Origin of the sequence: Rhizobium glycinendophyticum (assembly GCF_006443685.1) — a bacterium.
Lineage (GTDB): Bacteria > Pseudomonadota > Alphaproteobacteria > Rhizobiales > Rhizobiaceae > Allorhizobium > Allorhizobium glycinendophyticum.
Map to the genome: position 1 here is coordinate 466,838 of NZ_VFYP01000002.1, position 17,944 is coordinate 484,781.

19 protein-coding genes are annotated in these 17,944 nt (G+C 57.3%); 12 read left to right on the top strand and 7 right to left on the bottom strand.

Translation table 11 applies throughout. The annotated features are described in order from the left end of the window. Positions 1-27: 27 nt before the first annotated feature. From mnmE to hemE, 4 genes are all read right to left on the bottom strand, one after another. Positions 28-1,356, bottom strand: coding sequence for a tRNA uridine-5-carboxymethylaminomethyl(34) synthesis GTPase MnmE (gene mnmE / locus FJQ55_RS16815; RefSeq protein ID WP_140829929.1), 1,329 nt, complete (start codon positions 1,354-1,356; stop codon positions 28-30). 52 nt (positions 1,357-1,408) lie between these two features. Further along, complete coding sequence (gene rho / locus FJQ55_RS16820) at positions 1,409-2,674, bottom strand: transcription termination factor Rho (RefSeq protein ID WP_140829930.1); 1,266 nt, start codon at positions 2,672-2,674, stop codon at positions 1,409-1,411. A gap of 190 nt (positions 2,675-2,864) precedes the next feature. Further along, the gene (hemJ, locus tag FJQ55_RS16825; protein WP_140830088.1) at positions 2,865-3,446 is read right to left on the bottom strand and encodes a protoporphyrinogen oxidase HemJ; all 582 of its coding nucleotides are present in this window, start codon (positions 3,444-3,446) and stop codon (positions 2,865-2,867) included. After that, on the bottom strand, positions 3,406-4,437 hold the full coding sequence (hemE, locus tag FJQ55_RS16830) for a uroporphyrinogen decarboxylase (RefSeq protein WP_140829932.1): 1,032 nt from the start codon (positions 4,435-4,437) through the stop codon (positions 3,406-3,408). Before hemE ends, hemJ begins: the two co-directional genes overlap by 41 nt. 403 nt (positions 4,438-4,840) lie before the next feature. Here hemE and FJQ55_RS16835 point away from each other — a divergent pair, with 403 nt between their 5' ends. Genes FJQ55_RS16835 through dnaQ form a run of 5 tightly spaced genes read left to right on the top strand, consistent with a single transcriptional unit; the run spans position 4,841 to position 8,455 of the window. Continuing rightward, complete coding sequence (locus FJQ55_RS16835; protein WP_140829934.1) at positions 4,841-5,662, top strand: pyruvate, water dikinase regulatory protein; 822 nt, start codon at positions 4,841-4,843, stop codon at positions 5,660-5,662. 35 nt (positions 5,663-5,697) lie between these two features. Further along, the gene (locus FJQ55_RS16840) at positions 5,698-6,297 is read left to right on the top strand and encodes a Maf family protein (RefSeq protein ID WP_140829936.1); all 600 of its coding nucleotides are present in this window, start codon (positions 5,698-5,700) and stop codon (positions 6,295-6,297) included. After that, the gene (locus tag FJQ55_RS16845; protein ID WP_140829938.1) at positions 6,290-7,150 is read left to right on the top strand and encodes a shikimate dehydrogenase; all 861 of its coding nucleotides are present in this window, start codon (positions 6,290-6,292) and stop codon (positions 7,148-7,150) included. The genes FJQ55_RS16840 and FJQ55_RS16845 overlap by 8 nt, the downstream gene beginning before the upstream one ends. Further along, positions 7,147-7,761, top strand: coding sequence for a dephospho-CoA kinase (gene coaE / locus FJQ55_RS16850; RefSeq protein ID WP_140829939.1), 615 nt, complete (start codon positions 7,147-7,149; stop codon positions 7,759-7,761). Before FJQ55_RS16845 ends, coaE begins: the two co-directional genes overlap by 4 nt. Next, positions 7,754-8,455: a DNA polymerase III subunit epsilon gene (dnaQ, locus tag FJQ55_RS16855; RefSeq protein ID WP_140829941.1), complete on the top strand. Its 702-nt coding sequence runs from the start codon at positions 7,754-7,756 to the stop codon at positions 8,453-8,455. The genes coaE and dnaQ overlap by 8 nt, the downstream gene beginning before the upstream one ends. Before the next feature lie 48 nt (positions 8,456-8,503). On the opposite strand, the gene secB is transcribed toward dnaQ, so the two are convergent. After that, on the bottom strand, positions 8,504-8,980 hold the full coding sequence (secB, locus tag FJQ55_RS16860; protein WP_140829942.1) for a protein-export chaperone SecB: 477 nt from the start codon (positions 8,978-8,980) through the stop codon (positions 8,504-8,506). Between the two features lie 84 nt (positions 8,981-9,064). Next, positions 9,065-9,559: an FxsA family protein gene (locus FJQ55_RS16865; protein WP_140829943.1), complete on the bottom strand. Its 495-nt coding sequence runs from the start codon at positions 9,557-9,559 to the stop codon at positions 9,065-9,067. A gap of 148 nt (positions 9,560-9,707) precedes the next feature. Here FJQ55_RS16865 and FJQ55_RS16870 point away from each other — a divergent pair, with 148 nt between their 5' ends. The 5 genes from FJQ55_RS16870 (at position 9,708) to gyrB (ending at position 15,021) form a co-directional block, all read left to right on the top strand. Continuing rightward, positions 9,708-10,406: a Tim44/TimA family putative adaptor protein gene (locus FJQ55_RS16870; RefSeq protein ID WP_140829945.1), complete on the top strand. Its 699-nt coding sequence runs from the start codon at positions 9,708-9,710 to the stop codon at positions 10,404-10,406. Beyond that, positions 10,403-11,518: a murein transglycosylase A gene (gene mltA, locus FJQ55_RS16875; protein ID WP_140829946.1), complete on the top strand. Its 1,116-nt coding sequence runs from the start codon at positions 10,403-10,405 to the stop codon at positions 11,516-11,518. The genes FJQ55_RS16870 and mltA overlap by 4 nt, the downstream gene beginning before the upstream one ends. Next, positions 11,519-12,082, top strand: a complete 564-nt coding sequence (locus tag FJQ55_RS16880; RefSeq protein ID WP_140829947.1) for a Smr/MutS family protein — start codon at positions 11,519-11,521, stop codon at positions 12,080-12,082. Continuing rightward, complete coding sequence (locus FJQ55_RS16885; protein ID WP_140829949.1) at positions 12,079-12,444, top strand: helix-turn-helix domain-containing protein; 366 nt, start codon at positions 12,079-12,081, stop codon at positions 12,442-12,444. The genes FJQ55_RS16880 and FJQ55_RS16885 overlap by 4 nt, the downstream gene beginning before the upstream one ends. Before the next feature lie 141 nt (positions 12,445-12,585). Beyond that, positions 12,586-15,021, top strand: a complete 2,436-nt coding sequence (gene gyrB / locus FJQ55_RS16890) for a DNA topoisomerase (ATP-hydrolyzing) subunit B (RefSeq protein WP_140829951.1) — start codon at positions 12,586-12,588, stop codon at positions 15,019-15,021. A gap of 139 nt (positions 15,022-15,160) precedes the next feature. On the opposite strand, the gene FJQ55_RS16895 is transcribed toward gyrB, so the two are convergent. Beyond that, positions 15,161-15,751 (bottom strand): nitroreductase family protein, encoded by a 591-nt coding sequence (locus FJQ55_RS16895; protein WP_140829953.1) that lies wholly within the window; start codon positions 15,749-15,751, stop codon positions 15,161-15,163. A gap of 283 nt (positions 15,752-16,034) precedes the next feature. Here FJQ55_RS16895 and FJQ55_RS16900 point away from each other — a divergent pair, with 283 nt between their 5' ends. Further along, positions 16,035-17,315, top strand: a complete 1,281-nt coding sequence (locus FJQ55_RS16900) for a polyhydroxyalkanoate depolymerase (RefSeq protein WP_140829955.1) — start codon at positions 16,035-16,037, stop codon at positions 17,313-17,315. A gap of 147 nt (positions 17,316-17,462) precedes the next feature. After that, entirely contained in the window at positions 17,463-17,897 is a 435-nt protein-coding gene (locus tag FJQ55_RS16905) for a DUF2852 domain-containing protein (protein WP_140829957.1), read from the top strand. Positions 17,898-17,944: the final 47 nt, after the last annotated feature.

Sequence of the window (17,944 nt, forward strand, 5' to 3'; positions counted from 1 at the left end):
TTAGTCCTTGGCCATGTTTCACGTGAATCACTTACCGACGCAGAACTCGGAGAAGATTTTCCCCAGAAGTGTTTCGGTATCGATTCGTCCCGTCAACCTCGCGAGATCGTCGGAGGCGAGGCGCAGATCCTCCGCGCGCAGTTCTAAGGGTTTGTCCCGCCTAGAAAGCGCTTCCCGGAGATGAGTAGCCGCAGATACAATATTTTGAACCTGCCGTAAACGGCTCGGCACTGCCAGACTTGCGGTCGCCGTCCGCCGCTCAATCTCCTGAACAATGAGCCTGCGGAGATCTCGAAGCCCTTCTCCGGTAACCGAAGACAGACTCGTCACGACGCCGTCGACCGTGGGAGATTCTCCATTCAGCCGGTCAAGCTTCGTTCCGACGCGCCATACTGCGGGGCTTTCGACGCATTCAGAGGCTCGGCCTTCGCCGAGATCAACAAGATGCAAGACCAGATCTGCCTCCGCGATCACCCTCTCAGCTCGCTTGATGCCCTCCCGTTCGACAATCTCATCCGTCTCCCTAAGTCCCGCTGTGTCAAAGAGTTCAACTTTATATCCGTCGAGATCGAGCTCACAGCGGATGATATCACGCGTGGTCCCTGCAATGTCGGTTACGATTGCAACATCTCTCTGAACAAGGGCATTCAGCAGACTCGATTTTCCGGCATTAGGCGCCCCCGCTAGAGCAATTTTGAAGCCATCCCTGATGATCTCGCCGGACTTCTGACTCTGAACGGTCTGGTCCATTTCCTTAATCAGTTGCTCAATTTCAGACCAAATGCGGCCGGAAACGGAGCCGGGGATATCACCCTCGTCACTGAAGTCGAGTTCGGCTTCGATCATGGCTCGGGCAAAGATGAGCTTCTCCCGCCAGCCCTCATAGACACGCGAGAAATGGCCACTGGCCTGTTCCACTGCAAGGCGGCGCTGCATTTCAGTTTCTGCGACAAGAAGGTCAGACAGTCCCTCTACTTCGACGAGGTCAAGCTTTCCGTTCTGGAATGCCCTACGCGAAAACTCTCCCGCTTCCGCCATTCGCATTCCGTCGAATCCGGCTAAGGAGTCGAGAACGGCTGCCACGACGGCGCGACTTCCATGAAGATGGAACTCGACGCAATCTTCGCCAGTGAAGGAATTCGGGCCGGGAAATATCAGCACTAGGCCCTGATCAAGAAAACCGCCCTCAGGAAGGGAGAGCGTTCTCAGGCCGGCTCTGCGCGGCAGCGGCAATTCTCCGTCGCAGAGGATTGAAGAGACCTCGAAGGCCCGTGGCCCGCTGATCCGCAAAACGGCAACGCCGGAAGGTACTGCGCCCGACGAAAGAGCAAAAATGGTATCTGACAAAGCCGCCAACCGTTTGCTCCTCGCCGATCAGAATACGGCCGCCATGGTGGCCGCCTCTGCTTCAGGTATTCATCGAATCGAAGAAGTCGCCGTTGTTCTTCGTCTGCTTGAGCTTGTCGATGAGGAATTCGATCGCATCTGTCGTTCCCATCGGCGCAAGGATACGACGCAGAACAAAAATCTTCTGCAGATCCTGGCGCGGAACAAGCAGGTCTTCCTTGCGGGTCCCGGACTTCAGAATGTCCATTGACGGGAAAATACGCTTGTCGGCGACCTTGCGGTCGAGCACAATTTCCGAGTTACCGGTGCCTTTGAACTCTTCGAAGATCACTTCGTCCATTCGGCTGCCGGTATCGATCAGCGCGGTGGCAATGATGGTCAGCGATCCACCTTCTTCGATGTTACGTGCAGCACCAAAGAAGCGCTTCGGGCGCTGCAGCGCGTTCGCGTCGACACCACCTGTCAGAACCTTGCCGGAGGAGGGGACCACCGTATTGTAAGCGCGGCCGAGACGCGTGATCGAATCGAGCAGGATCACGACGTCGCGCCCATGCTCGACCAAACGCTTCGCTTTCTCGATCACCATTTCGGCTACCTGAACGTGGCGAACTGCAGGCTCGTCGAAGGTCGAGGAGACTACCTCACCCTTGACCGAGCGTTGCATGTCCGTGACTTCTTCCGGACGCTCGTCGATCAGCAATACGATCAGATAGCATTCCGGATGATTCGCTGTGATGGAATGAGCAATATTCTGCAGCAGCACCGTCTTACCGGTGCGCGGCGGCGCAACGATCAGGCCGCGCTGGCCTTTGCCAAGCGGTGCGACGAGATCGATCACACGCGCCGACAGATCCTTCGAAGTCGGGATGTCCAGCTCCATCTTGAACCGCTCATTCGGATAGAGGGGGGTCAAGTTATCGAAGTGGACCTTATGACGAATCTTTTCCGGATCCTCGAAATTGATCGTGTTGACCTTGAGGAGGGCGAAGTAGCGTTCGCCTTCTTTCGGTCCACGGATCGGGCCCTCAACCGTGTCACCCGTCTTCAACGAGAAGCGGCGGATCTGCGAGGGTGAGATGTAGATATCATCGGGACCGGGCAGATAATTGGCGTTGGCCGACCGCAAGAACCCGAAGCCATCCTGCAGGACCTCCACGACCCCTTCACCGATAATCTCGACATCCTGGCTCGCCAGCATCTTGAGAATGGCGAACATGAGCTCCTGCTTGCGCATCGTGCTCGCGTTTTCAACTTCAAGGGATTCAGCAAAGGTCAGCAGATCCGTCGGAGATTTGCTCTTGAGTTCTTGTAGCTTCATTTCAGCCATGAAGAGGACCACGTCATTCTAGATTTTTCTGGGGAGCGGCGAGCTGGTGGAATTCGGTACGATGCGAGGGCCGCAAATGACTGAATGTTACGCAAGCCAAAAAGAGGAGTGGCGCGAAAATAGCGATTCACGCTTTTAACCGCAAGCGAAAAGCCGACTGCAATTAAAATAAAGCGGAGCCGGTTATCGATCAGAAGGGTTTGACGACAACCAGGATCACGATTGCGATCATCAACAAAGTCGGCACTTCGTTCATCATCCGCCAGAAGCGCGGCGTCTTGACGTAACGACCCTCGCCGAACAAGCGAGCGGACCTGGCAAAATAACCATGCACACCTGAGAGCGCGGTGACGGCCACAAGTTTCATGTGCAGCCAGCCACCCTGAAAGCCGAAGACTGACCAGGCGAGATAGAGCCCCAGAACCCACGACACCACCATGGCGGGGTTCATGATTACCGAGACCAGCCGGCGTTCCATCACGGCGAAAGTTCGGGCTTGATCTGACCCCGACTCACAATCACTGTGATAGATGAAAAGTCGCGGCAGATAAAGGATCCCCGCCATCCAGGAAATGATCGCAATCACATGGAGCGCTTTGATCCAAGGATAAGCAGTATCCGGACCGGCGACCACAACCGCGATCCCGATCAACCCAAAGAAGCCGAGCGCGACCGCCGCCCGTTTGGCAGCAACCCGCCCGGGCTGCACATCCGTTTGCTTTTCAGGCGTTTCAACCAAAGCTTCGCACCTGGTTGACGAGGTCGGTGACATGCGCGGGATTGGCTTGAGGTGTGATGCCATGACCAAGATTGAAGATAAGGGGGCCCTGACCCAGTGCTTGCAGCACTGCATCGATCCCCTCCCGCAAAGCATTTCCACCCGCCACAACCCTCATTGGGTCGAGGTTGCCTTGAACCGGCCCTTCCTTCTGGAGTTCAACCGCGAAGGTCAAAGGCACCGACCAATCGAGACCAATCGCGTCCGCACCAGTCGCCTGACGATAATTCCTGAGAAGAATGCCTGCGCCCTTGGCAAAGGCGATGATTTTGGCCGAGGGACGTCTCGCTTTCACGGACTGGATCATCCGACGAACTGGTCTAACGGCGTATTTCTCGAATTCGGCTTCTCCGAGCACACCCGCCCAGGAATCGAAAATCTGGACTGCATCCGCACCTGCATCGATCTGGGCCACCAGATAGTCTGCCGAAACGTCTGCGAGAAAATCAAGGAGGTGGGCAAAGGGTTCAGGATGTTGATAGGCGAACAGACGGGCAGGGGCCTGATCCGGTGTCCCATGCCCGGCAATCATATAGGTCGCAACCGTCCACGGCGCTCCGCAGAAGCCGAGCAGGGTTGTTTCCGTCGGCAGATCACGCCGCAACCGGCGTACTGTCTCAATGACAGGCTTCAGATGATCAGCGACGTGATCGGCCTTCAAATGCTCGATCCCATCTTCGTCTATCGGGTCCATCTGAGGCCCGTGCCCTTCGCTGAAACGGACATTCCTCTGCAAGGCATCGGGTATCACGAGAATGTCCGAGAACAAGATGGCCGCATCGAAGCCATATCGGCGAATGGGCTGTAGCGTCACCTCTGCCGCCAGTTCCGGATTATAACAGAGATCGAGAAAACTTCCGGCCTGCTGACGCGTTTCCCGATATTCCGGAAGGTAACGTCCTGCCTGTCTCATAAGCCAGATTGGTGGTGGCGTGACCGTTTTCCCGTCAAGCACGTCGAGGACTTTGCGGTTCTGGCTGCTCAAGGCTCATGCCCCTTCAATAAAGAAAAGAGATATTGAATCTTCTTCTATTTCTAAGAGTCGGTGACTATCAAGGATTAAAGGAAGACCACAGGAATCTCCCTTGATCGCAAGCGGCCCCCTTTCGCCCTGGAATGATTGAAGCCCGGTTGTGAACTCTGGGGAAAAGTTGAAATTAACCGGTGATTCCAGAAGCTTCACGAAGAGCAGATCGGGAACTGTTGCGTTCATTGTCTGGGGACCGAATTTGACAACACCCTCCTGTCACCACAATCCACAGACCGCGGCCATCGTATCCCAAGCCAAATCGCTTTGTGGATAAATCGCCCTTTTTCCCCCTGTCCTTTCTCGCCTGGGCTCGCTACCTCTGTTTATCCCGAACTATCAACAGCCCCAGGAGAAGATCGTGGAGAACCGGAAAAACTTCTTCCATCTCCATCTCATTTCTGACTCCACGGGTGAGACTCTGATCTCCGCAGGCAGAGCCGCCGCGGCGCAATTCCGCGGCTCGAATGCCATTGAGCATGTCTATCCTCTCATCCGCAGCCGTAAGCAGGTGAAGGCGCTGATTGAAGCCATCGATCGTGAACCCGGCATTGTGCTCTACACAATCGTCGATCATCAGTTGGCCGCACTGGTCGAAGCCGGTTGCCATGAACTTGGACTGCCCTGCGTCAACGTCCTCGCGCCCATCATCGAAAAGTTTCAATCCTATCTCGGCGCTCCCTCGCGTGGCAGGGTTGGTGCACAGCATGTGCTCAACGCTGATTATTTTGCCAGGATCGAGGCCCTCAACTTCACCATGGATCATGACGACGGCCAGGCGCAGGAAGATTACAATGAAGCGGATGTCGTGATCATCGGCATCAGCCGGACGTCAAAAACTCCGACGTCGATCTATCTCGCCAACAGAGGAATAAAGACCGCAAATCTTCCCGTCGTGCCAGGGGTCCCCCTGCCAGAGAGTCTGCTGACCGCAACGAGGCCACTCGTGGTTGGCCTCATCGCCACGTCAGACCGCATTTCCCAAGTGCGTGAAAACAGGATCCTCGGGAATACCCCAGGTTACGATCGAAGCGATTATGTGGATCGCGCGTCAATCACGGAAGAACTGAAGTATGCAAGGGCGCTGTGCGCGCGAAACAACTGGCCGGTCATTGATGTCACACGCCGCTCAATCGAGGAGACGGCTGCGGCCATCGTTGCCCTCCGTCCGAAGCTGCGCTAATCGCCATACAACAAGGCAACCGGAGGTGAGAAGATATGGCGACTCCTTTGATATTGGCCTCGGCCAGCAGCGCGCGCCGAAGCCTCTTGGACAATGCGGGGTTGGACTATATCGCAGAAGCAGCGCAGGTGGACGAGAGGCAGGTCGAGCAGGAGGTGCCGGAGGCGGAGCGAACGCCGTCGTCTATCGCAATACATCTTGCCATAGCCAAGGCAAAGGCCGTATCGATGCGGAATCCGCTGTCGATCGTTATCGGTTGCGATCAGACCATGTCGCTCGGTTTTGAGCTCTTCCACAAGGCGCCTGATCTTTCGTCGGCAAAACAGACATTGCAGGCTCTCCGCGGCAAGACGCATCACCTGAACAGTGCAGTCTGCCTCGTGCGCAATAACGAAGTTTTGTGGAACCACCTTTCCGTTGCGACCATGCGGATGCGCCTTTTCTCGGATGCGTTTTTGGATGCCTACCTGGAACGAAACGGCAGCAGGTTGTTGGGGAGCGTCGGCTGCTATCAGCTGGAAGGCGAGGGCATCCAGCTGTTCGAGGCGATAGAGGGTGATTATTTCACAATCCTTGGACTTCCGCTGCTCCCGCTCTTGGAAGAGCTGCGTAAACTTGGGGTTAACCATGCGTGATTCACGTGAAACAATCACCCCCCGCGCTTTCGTTGCCGGCTATCCGATCAAGCACTCCCGCTCTCCTATCATACATGGGTACTGGCTCAAGCAGCTCGCGATCCAAGGATCCTATGAAAAAGTTGCCGTCACTCCGGAGGACTTCCCGGCATTCATCCTCAACCTGAAAAACGGGGATGCAGAGTATGTCGGTGGCAATATCACGATACCACATAAGGAAGCAGCTTCGCGGCTCGCAGATCAGGTTGATCCTTTGGCTGAGGAACTTGGGGCTGCCAATACGCTTTGGTTGGCGGAAGGGCAGCTCCTGGCAACCAACACCGACGGCATTGGGTTTGCGAGCAACCTGGATGCAGGCTGTCCCGGATGGGACAAGGCAGAAGTGGCCGTTGTCTTAGGCGCTGGTGGCGCAAGTCGGGCTATCCTGCAATCACTGCGGGATCGGGGCTTGGGAACGATTCACGTGGTCAACCGGACAGTGGCACGCGCGCAGGAACTGGTTGATCGCTTCGGCCCCCGCTTGCAGGCCCACCCGATGGCCGCTTTGCCGGAGTTGCTGCAGGACGCCACTTTGTTCGTCAACACGACTTCGCTCGGAATGGACGGAAGCGAAGCACCGGACCTCCCGTTCGAGAGCATGCGCACAGGGTCACTCGTCACGGATATCGTATACGTTCCTCTCAAGACGCCATTTCTCTTGCAGGCGGAAGCGGCCGGTTTGTCGACAGTAGACGGCCTCGGCATGTTGCTGCATCAGGCCGTTCTAGGTTTTGAAAAATGGTTCGGCGAAAGGCCTGAGGTCACAGAGCAGCTCCGCCGCTTGGTCCTCGCGGATATCGAGGCAAGCTCATGATTGTCATTGGATTGACGGGCTCTATTGGAATGGGGAAGACCACGACAGCCGGACTGTTCGCCGCTGAAGGAATAGCCGTGCATGACGCTGATGCCGCAGTTCACGATCTTTACAGAGGCGAGGCAGTTGCCCCGATCGGATCCGTCTTCCCGGAGGTTGTGAAAGAGGGACAAGTCGATCGCCGTCTTCTTGCCGAGAATCTGGCAAAGAATCCGGCTAACTTCGAACGGTTGGAGAAGATAGTCCATCCGCTAGTGCGACAGCGCGAGCAAAAGTTCTTGGAGCAGCAAAGGCAATCAGGCGCTGACTTCGCAGTTCTCGACATCCCGCTGCTCTTCGAGACGGGGGCGGATAAGCGGGTCGATCAAAAGGTGGTTGCGAGTTGTGACGAAGCGATACAGCGCCGGCGTGTGCTGGCGCGGCCAGGCATGACAGAGGAAAAGCTCGATCTCATTCTCTCTAGACAAGTGCCGGATGGGGAAAAGCGGGCGCGCGCGGATTTCGTCGTGGACACTGGCGTCAGTATCGAAGATGCCAGACGACAGGTGCAGGACATTCTTGCGACACTGCGCGGACGCAACTCTCGATCAGGAAAGACGGACAATGCGTGAGATCGTCTTCGACACGGAAACCACTGGTCTCGAAAACAAGGCTGATCGCGTCATTGAAATCGGCGGTGTGGAACTGCTCAATCATTTCCCGACGGGCCGTACCTTTCACGTCTACATCAATCCCGGTGATCGCAAGGTGCACCCGGATGCCCTGGCCGTCCATGGCATCACCGATGCCTTCCTCAAGGATAAGCCAAGCTTCGCAGAGATCGTCCCGCAACTGCTGGAATTCTTTGATGGCGCGAAGTGGGTGGCTCATAATGCCACCTTCGACATGGGCTTCATCAACGCCGAATTCGATCGCCTTGGCTTGCCACCTGTCACGCCGGACCTCGTAATCGATACGCTTTCGCTGGCGCGTCGCAAACATCCGATGGGACCGAACTCTCTCGATGCGCTCTGCCGACGTTATGGCATCGACAATTCGCATCGGACCAAGCATGGAGCGCTGCTCGACTCCGAACTGCTAGCCGAGGTCTATATCGAGATGTTGGGTGGTCGCCAGGCGGCACTCGGTCTCACCTCGGTAGACCCCAGACGCAACCAGGTGGTCGAGGTCACGGAAGTCATAGAGATCTCCTACGAGAGGCCCCGGCCTATGGCTGCACGCCTGTCGCCTAAAGAGATCGAAGGCCATGCCCAGCTGGTGGCCAGCCTTGGATCAAAGGCGATCTGGTCGAAATACACCAATTGAAAAAGGCCCCGGTGAGGGGCCTTCTTTTTGTCAGGGGATGTTCGGCTATTAATTTGGAGCCGACTGCGACTGGGCCCGCGACTGCTCTTCGGCAACGCGCTGGGCAAACATCTGGGCGAAATCGATCGGGTCGATCATCAGCGGCGGGAAACCGCCGTTGCGCGTAGCGTCCGCAACGATCTGACGTGCAAACGGGAAGAGAAGGCGCGGGCACTCTATGAAGAGAACCGGAAGCATGTGCTCCTGCGGGAAGCCGGTGATCCGGAAGACACCGCCATAAACCAGTTCGGTTACGAAGACGACCTTATCACCGTCCTTGGCTTCCGCGTTCAGCGACAGTACGACGTCGAAATCGGTATCAGACAGCGGATTGGCGTTGACATTCACATTGATATTGATCGCCGGAGCCTTGTCACGCGCCTGAAGCGAGCGTGGCGCACCGGGATTCTCGAACGAAAAGTCTTTGATATACTGGGCAAGAATGTTGAGGGAAGGAGACTGCGTTCCCTGAGTGTTGTCAGCCATAGGCCATGTCCTTGAATTGAATTGCTATGGCCATCTAACATTTGAGCCCAGAGCTTACAACCCTCGCAGGCTGCCGCAAACCCCTCAGTCGCCTCCGATCCGCGGCCCATTCCAGGGGGAATTCCTGCGAGGCTCGCGGGTGAATTCGCCGTCGTCGAGATCGACCACGGTCTCTGTGCCAAAACCGTTCCTGTATCCCCGACCTCCTGCCTGACGGAACTGGCCCTTTATAATGATCCGCGGCTTCAGCATCTGCCACAGGAGATCGCGCAGTTTTGGAATAAAGAGCAGCAGCCCGATGATGTCTCCGGCAAAGCCCGGTACGATCAGCAGGAAGGCGGCAACCACGAGCAAGGCGCCATGCACCATCTCACGACTGGGATCGATCCCACGCTGCGTCTCCTCTTGAAGCCGCCTCAGTATACCTCCGCCTTGCTGCTTTAAGAGGAAGAGGCCGAGGACGGCGGACGAGACGACGAGCGCGAGAGTCCAAAGGACCCCGATCGCCTGTCCGACGAGGATAAGGCTGGCGATTTCCAGAAACGGTGCAATAAGAAAAAGCACCAGCGGAAGGCGCATTTCGATCTCCATACGCCTTCGTGATCCGGATTTCGCAGAAGTCGGCGCCTACTCGCTGCAAAGAATGCATCACGCCATTTGAATGATGCGGCGCGCAAGACTATATGGGAGATGGAAAAAGCGAATTCAATCAAGCCTGGCGGTATCCATGGGATCTAGCGATTTTGTCACTTTGTTCTTCCTGGTCGCCGCGGTGCTGATCTTTTTTCAGCTGCGCAGTGTGCTTGGCCGCCGCACGGGCAACGAAAAGTCGCCCTTCGAAACCCTGGCGCAGCGGGAAGCTACGAAGGCACCGGGCAGCGACGACGGTAAGGTTGTGACACTGCAGCGCCGGGACGAAGCGAATGGCGAAGACCGCTTCTCGATTATCGACGCCTATGCCCCCGTCGGGACCCCGCTCAATGAACAGCTTCGCGAACTCCTTCGTCACGATGCAGCATTTACGCCGAAGGAGTTCCTGAACGGTGCCAAGGTTGCTTATGAGATGATCGTGCTTGCTTACGCCGAGGGCGACCGCAAGACGTTGAAGGGTCTCTTGTCGCGAGAGGTCTTCGAAGGTTTCGAGAGCGCCATTGCAGATCGCGAGAGCCGCGGCGAAACCATGAAGTCGACCTTCGTCGGAATTGAGAAGGCTGAAATCACGCACGCCTCGGCTAAGGACAACGAGGAGCAGGTGACTGTCCGAATCCTCAGCCAGCTGATTACCGCGACCTATGACAAGAGCGGCGCGCTGATTGATGGCGATGCCGAGGCGGTTGCCGACGTCAATGACGTTTGGACATTCGCTCGCGATGTTCGCTCGCGCGATCCAAACTGGAAACTGATTGCGACCGAAGCCGAACAATGAACGAGGCATCTAGGAGATACCGACTGAAGCCCGTCGGATTCGACGAGCTTCCAGGCTGGCAACAGGACGATCCTTCGAGCCTGTGGCCTGCCATGGCGGATTGCCTAAAACATCTTCAAAATGCGAAGCCTTATCGAAGCGGCTCGCTCGGCCTTTCGGCGCCCGATTTGCTGCCACTGCTGGAAGCCGCTGCCGGCGCGGTTCCTCAGGATGCATCTGAGGCTCGCCATTTTTTCGAAGCTCAGTGTCAGGTGTTGCAGATCATCCCTGAGCACGGGTCCGGTCTGGTCACAGCCTTCTACGAGCCGGAAGTCGAAGTCAGCGCGCGGCCGGATGATGTATACAAATATCCCTTCTATGCCCGCCCTCATGATCTGGTTGACTTAACCGAAGACAACCGTCCCTCTGGAATGGACCCGAACTATGCTTTCGCTCTTGCAGATGCGGATGGGCTGAAGCCTTATCCTGATCGTCAGGCGATAGACCTAGGTTACCTCGATAGTCGCGGCCTTGAGATTGCCTGGGCGAAGTCCAAAGTTGATGTCTTCTTCACCCATGTCCAAGGGGCAGCTCGGTTAAAATATCCGGACGGGCACATCGCTCGGATCACCTATGCGGCCAAAGCCGGACATCCTTTTTCCGGCATTGGTCGACATCTGATTGAGTTGGGCGAAATCCGCGAGCAGGATATCTCCATGCAGTCGATCCGCGCCTGGTTGAGCAGCAATCCAAAGCGGGTCGATGAAATCCTCTGGCATAATCGATCCTACATTTTCTTCCGCGAGGCAGAAGTTACCGACCTGACCCGTGGTCCCATCGCCGCAGCCAAGGTCCCTCTGATCGCAGGGCGCTCGCTCGCCGTTGATCGCACCATTCACACCTTCGGCTTTCCCTTCTTTGTCCGCGCCCCAGGCCTCACCCGGCTCGACGGCGGCCGAGACTTCAGCCGCCTGATGCTCGCCCTTGATACCGGTTCGGCGATCGTCGGTCCTGCGCGGGGCGACATCTTCACCGGCTCCGGCCCGGAAGCTGGCGATAGGGCAGGAGCGGTGCGTAACGCCGCAGATTTCTACATGCTCGTTCCAAAACAGGCAGCGGAGAGGTTTGTCTGAGTGTCGGGCGGGACCAAGCTCAATCCGGAAGATCGAATTTTGTGGGCCAAGGTGGCCCGCTCCACGCGACCGCTGCCGGGCCGCATGGAAGAACTTGTTACGTTCGAGCAGGAGTTCGAACCCTTACCCGAGGAAGAACCCGCCCCACTCAACCGTGCTTCGCTTAGCCAGAATGAAGATCCGCAGTCGTCGACCACCAATCGTAATGCGCCGGTTCGTCATCACCATCCGCTCGAGCGACCGGTCAAGCGGAAACTGTCCCGGGGCCATCTGGCGCTTGAGGCGCGCATCGACCTGCATGGGCTGATCCAGAGCGAAGCGCACGGAATGCTCCTGGACTTCCTCATCCGTGCCCATGAACGGGGCCTGCGCCACGTCCTCGTGATCACGGGCAAAGGCAGTTCGCTTGGCAGCGACGGGGCGCTGAAGCGTGCCGTTCCCCTTTGGTTTTCGCTACCCGAATTCCGCTTCCTGATCTCCTCCTATGAGCCGGCTGCCCGCCAGCATGGTGGAGAGGGTGCCATGTACGTGCGCCTCTCGCGCCAAGGGCAGGGCCGGCGATGACGCCGTTCGGCCATGCGGTCAGAGACTTGCGCAAACGCAAGGGCGTCTCGCAGAAGGAGATGGCGGTTGCGATCGGCGTGTCCCCGGCCTATCTCTCGGCCCTGGAGCACGGCAAACGTGGTGTGCCGAATTTCGACTTTCTGCAAAGGGTTGCGGGCTACTTCAACATTATCTGGGATGAGGCCGAAGAGCTCTTCTCCGTCGCCGCAGTTTCCCACCCCCGCGTCGTCGTAGATACCTCTGGCATGCCGCCGGAATACACGGCCTTCGCCAACGACCTGGCTCGGGTGATTCGCCACCTGCCGCCGGACGTGCTAAGAAATTTGCAGGATATTGTTGATGGCGCCAAAAAACGGCCGTGAACGCGTCTGATTCCCCGCGCTATCCACGGGAAACAACGCTCTCGCCTTTGGAACTCCTGCCAAAACCCCTATAGTCGACGCGCTTGAAGCCGCTGATTCGAATCAGCGGAACCTTTGAGAAATGACTGGAAAGATTGCTGAATGACCGACTTGCCGATCGAGGAAAATGGCGGACAGGCCGAATATGGCGCCGATTCCATCAAGGTGCTGAAGGGGCTCGACGCCGTTCGAAAGCGGCCGGGCATGTATATCGGCGACACGGATGACGGCTCCGGCCTCCATCACATGGTCTATGAGGTTGTTGACAACGCCATCGACGAAGCGCTGGCCGGCCATGCAGATATCGTCACGGTGACCCTGAACGCGGACGGATCCGTCACGGTCACCGACAACGGACGCGGCATTCCGACCGACATTCACACCGGTGAAGGCGTGTCTGCAGCCGAAGTCATCATGACCCAACTTCATGCAGGCGGGAAATTCGACCAGAATTCCTACAAGGTCTCTGGCGGTCTGCACGGCGTCGGTGTCTCCGTTGTTAACGCGCTTTCGGTCAAGCTTAACCTCAAGATCCGGCGCAACAACAAGCTGCACGAAATCAGCTTCACCCATGGCGTGGCAGATGGTCCGTTGAAGGTGATCGGCGACTATGAAGGCCGCTCGGGGACCGAGGTCACCTTCCTCCCGAGCAGCGAAACCTTTACCAAGACCGAATTCGATTACGCGACGCTTGAGCACCGCCTGCGCGAGCTTGCCTTTCTGAACTCGGGCGTGCGCATTCTCCTGACCGACAAGCGCAAGTCGGACATCCGCCAGGAAGAGATGCTCTATGACGGCGGCCTGGAAGCCTTTGTCCATTACCTCGATCGCTCGAAGAAGCCCCTCGTCGACAAGCCCGTTGCCATCAAGGGTGAAAAGGATGGCATCACCGTAGAAGTCGCGATGTGGTGGAACGACAGCTACCACGAGAACGTGCTCTGCTTCACCAACAACATCCCGCAACGCGATGGCGGCACGCACATGGCCGGTTTCCGTGGCGCCCTCACGCGTCAGGTCACCTCCTATGCCGATTCCTCCGGTATCACCAAGAAGGAAAAAGTTTCCCTGCAAGGGGAAGACTGCCGTGAAGGCCTGACGGCCGTGCTCTCGGTCAAGGTTCCCGATCCGAAGTTTTCATCGCAGACCAAGGACAAGCTGGTTTCCTCCGAAGTACGTCCGGTGGTCGAAAACCTCGTGAATGAGGCGCTCAGCACCTGGTTCGAAGAACACCCCACAGAAGCGAAGATCCTCGTCGGCAAGGTCGTGGAAGCCGCAGTTGCTCGTGAAGCCGCCCGCAAGGCGCGCGAACTGACCCGCCGCAAGGGTGCACTCGACATTGCTTCACTGCCCGGCAAGCTCGCAGATTGCTCGGAACGTGATCCGGCGAAGTCCGAACTGTTCCTCGTAGAGGGTGACTCCGCAGGTGGCTCGGCCAAGCAGGGCCGGTCTCGTGAGAGCCAGGCGATCCTTCCGCTGCGCGGTAAGATCTTGAACGTCGAGCGCGCGCGCTTCGACAAGATGCTGTCGAGCCAAGAAATCGGCACGCTGATCACGGCCCTTGGCACGTCAATCGGCAAGGACGAGTTCAACGCCGACAAGCTGCGTTACCACAAGATCATCATCATGACGGATGCCGACGTCGACGGCGCCCATATTCGAACGCTGTTGTTGACCTTCTTCTTCCGCCAGATGCCGGCGCTGATCGAGCGCGGCCACCTCTATATCGCCCAGCCGCCGCTCTATAAGGTGTCGCGCGGCAAGTCGGTGCAGTATCTGAAGGACGAAAAGGCGCTGGAAGATTACCTGATCACTATGGGCCTGGAAGAAGCGACGTTGACGCTTTCCAATGGTGAGGTGAGGGCAGGGCAGGACCTGAGAGATGTGATCCAGGATGCGCTTCGGATCCGCTCTCTGATTGATGGCCTACATTCACGCTACAATCGCAATGTCATCGAACAGGCGGCAATCGCCGGTGCCCTGAATCCCGAACTGACGGGCAACCGTCAGCAGGCGGAAGCCACTGCAGCGGAAGTGGCGCGTCGCCTCGACATGATTGCCGAAGAAACCGAACGCGGCTGGCAGGGCTTCGTCACCGACGAGGGCGGATTGCGTTTTGAACGCATGGTCCGTGGCGTCAAGGAAGTGGCTGCCGTCGATGTGGCCCTGATCGGATCAGCTGATGCCCGCCACATGGATCAGATGTCGACGCGTCTTCGCGAGGTATATGCCGCGCCCCCGGTGCTGATGCGCAAGGATGGACGCACGGAAATGTCGGGTCCGCGCGCCTTGCTGGACTCCATTTTCGCGACCGGACGCAAGGGACTCTCCATGCAGCGCTACAAAGGCTTGGGCGAAATGAACGCCGAGCAGCTTTGGGAAACGACATTGGATCCGAATGTCCGCTCGCTGCTTCAGGTCAAGGTCAACGACGCGACCGATGCCGACGGTCTGTTCTCCCGCCTTATGGGGGACGAGGTCGAGCCCCGGCGCGACTTCATTCAGGAGAACGCGCTGAACGTTGCCAACCTCGATATTTGATCGGAGGAGCAATCAATCGCATCTCGAAAAAGGGCCGCTTCGAATGATCGAAGCGGCCCTTTTTGGCTTGGAACAGAGCCAGGTTGTAAACGTAGTTAACGTGATTCACGTGAAACCCGAGGCTTGAGACCCGAGTGCCTCAAAACCCGCCTTCGAGTGCCACTTCAGCCAGTGGCTTGCGAGTGCTCGGCGTTTCGCGAGCACGAAGCCCTTCCGGCAGGACCGACAGGTCGCCCAGCTTGCCGATCGCAACGGCAGCATTGATGTGGAAACCTTCAGGCACGTTCAACGCGGTCATGGCACGGTCGAAATCCACGCCCGTCATGGCATGGGCAAAGTAACCGAGCTTGACGGCCTGGAGCGAAAGAAGACCCCAGGCAGCCCCGGCATCAAAGCTATGGCTGCGGTAGGACTTCGCTTCAGAACCGTCGGCGGGACGGCTGAGAGTATCAGAAACGACGAAGACCAGCGCGGACGCGTTCCGTGCCCAGCCTTGATTGAACTCGATCAGAAGGCCGAGCAGCTTTTCGAATTCTGGAGTGCCCTTTAGACCATAGACGAAACGCCAGGGCTGATAGTTGAAGGCCGAAGGTGCCCAGTGTCCTGCGTCCAGAATGGTCAGAAGATCGTTTTTCTGCATCGCGCTCCCGTCAAATGCGCGCGGTGACCACCGATCAAGGAACAGCGGGTCGACATTGTACTCGGAGTGACGGTGATTGCTGTCAGTCATAATGGTCCTTTGTGCGTCAGGGGAGGATGACCTGTGGAACAAACAGCAAAATGCCGCACTGCGAAAGCCCTGTCTTTCGAAATTTATTGTCGCTCGCCGCAGACGTTTCACCCGCTGTCTAGCAGGGAACTTTAAGCCTTTTCGGGCATCATAAAGACAGGTTGCACTGCGCAGGTTGCCTGCCAGGCGCAACGAAAGGTGAGGGTTTTTGCACTGCAAAAACTCTGATACTGTATCACTTCTGTGAAGGCCGATGGCCTGTGACGCAAAGGTAAGAGACGCGATGTTCTATCAGCTCTACGAACTCAACCACGCGATGATGGCTCCGTTCCGAGCCAGCGCAGATGCATTCAATCTCGCTTGGAAGAACCCGCTCAATCCCTGGTCTCATACCGTTGTAGGCCGGAGTTTCTCGGCGGGTTTTGAAGTTTTTGAGCGGATGACTCGGCGATATTCGAAGCCCGAGTTTGGGCTTCCGACAACGATTATTGATGGCGACAGCGTTACCGTTGAGGAAGAAGTGGTATGGCGCAAACCCTTCTGCGACCTGATCCATTTCAAGCGCCACCTCCCGATGGGCGCCGATAAAGGCCCTCGCATCCTGATTGTTGCGCCGATGTCCGGGCATTATGCCACGCTGTTGCGCGGAACCGTCGAAGCTTTGTTGCCGAGCGCTGATCTTTACATCACCGACTGGATCGATGCCCGCATGGTGCCAGTGACCGAGGGTGACTTCGATCTGGATGACTACATCGACTATGTGATCGAGATCCTGCATCATCTCGGGCCCGACACCCACATCGTTGCCGTCTGTCAGCCCTCCGTCCCCGTTCTTGCGGCGGTCGCCGTCATGGAAGCCGATGGCGATGTCTGCGCACCATCATCGATGACCTTGATGGGTGGTCCCATCGACACCCGCATAAATCCGACAGCCGTCAATCAGCTGGCCCAGGAAAAGCCGCTCGAATGGTTCCGTGACAACGTCATCATGCAGGTTCCCTGGCCGCAACCGGGTGTCATGCGCAGCGTGTACCCCGGATTCCTGCAGCTCTCAGGCTTCATGTCGATGAACCTTGATCGGCACATGATTGCCCACAAGGACTTCTACATGCACCTCGTCAAGAATGACGGGGAGCCGGCGGAAAAGCATCGCGACTTCTATGACGAATATCTGGCTGTTATGGATCTCACCGCCGAGTTCTATCTCCAAACGGTCGATACCGTTTTCATCAAGCATGCTCTGCCGAAGGGCGAGATGATGCACCGCACGAAGCGGGTCGATACCACCGCAATCAAGAATGTTGCACTTCTTACGGTCGAGGGTGAAAACGACGACATCTCCGGTGTCGGCCAGACTCATGCGGCGCAGACGATCTGCTCCAGCATCCCGGACGACATGCGCATGCACTATGTCCAGCCCGATGTCGGTCATTACGGTGTCTTCAACGGCTCCCGCTTCCGTCGCGAAATCGCGCCGCGCATCGTCCAGTTTGCCAAGACCCATGGGAAGACGGTGAAGCAGACCCCCGTCAAGCGCGCTATCAAGGGCGGCAAAGCAGGCTAAGCGCTTCTTGGAACATCGATTTATGTGAAAGGATTCAGATGGTTCTCCGATTGGGTCCGCGCATTTCTTGAAGCAGACCCTCGCATTTCCCACATCGAAATCATCGGGAGACATCCTGTCTCCCGGAGGAAACGAGGGTACTCGATGATGAACCAGTCAGCACTGCTTCGGCCGGATTGGACTCCGGCAACCGTCGCGTTGATGGTGCTGGGCTTCGTGGTCTTCTGGCCGCTGGGTCTGGCAATGCTTGCCTACATCATGTTTGGCGAGAAGTTTCAGAACTTCAAGCGTGAAGCAAATCGCAAGGCCGACGATGCCTACGCCTGGTGCCGCTCCAACCGTTATGCCGGCCCGGTCAACTCGACGGGCAATGTCGCTTTCGATGATTGGCGCAAGGCCGAACTCGATCGGCTCGATGAAGAACGCCGCAGGCTTGATGAGATGCGTGCCGACTTCGATACCTATGTCCGCGAATTGCGCCGGGCAAAGGACCAGGATGAGTTCGATCGCTTCATGCGCGATCGCCAACAGGTAAAGCCCTCAAGCGATACCACTCCGCCGGCCGGTTATTCCGGCAACTGAGCGGCGAGAACCAGACAAACGATCGAGCCGGCATCCTGGATGCCGGC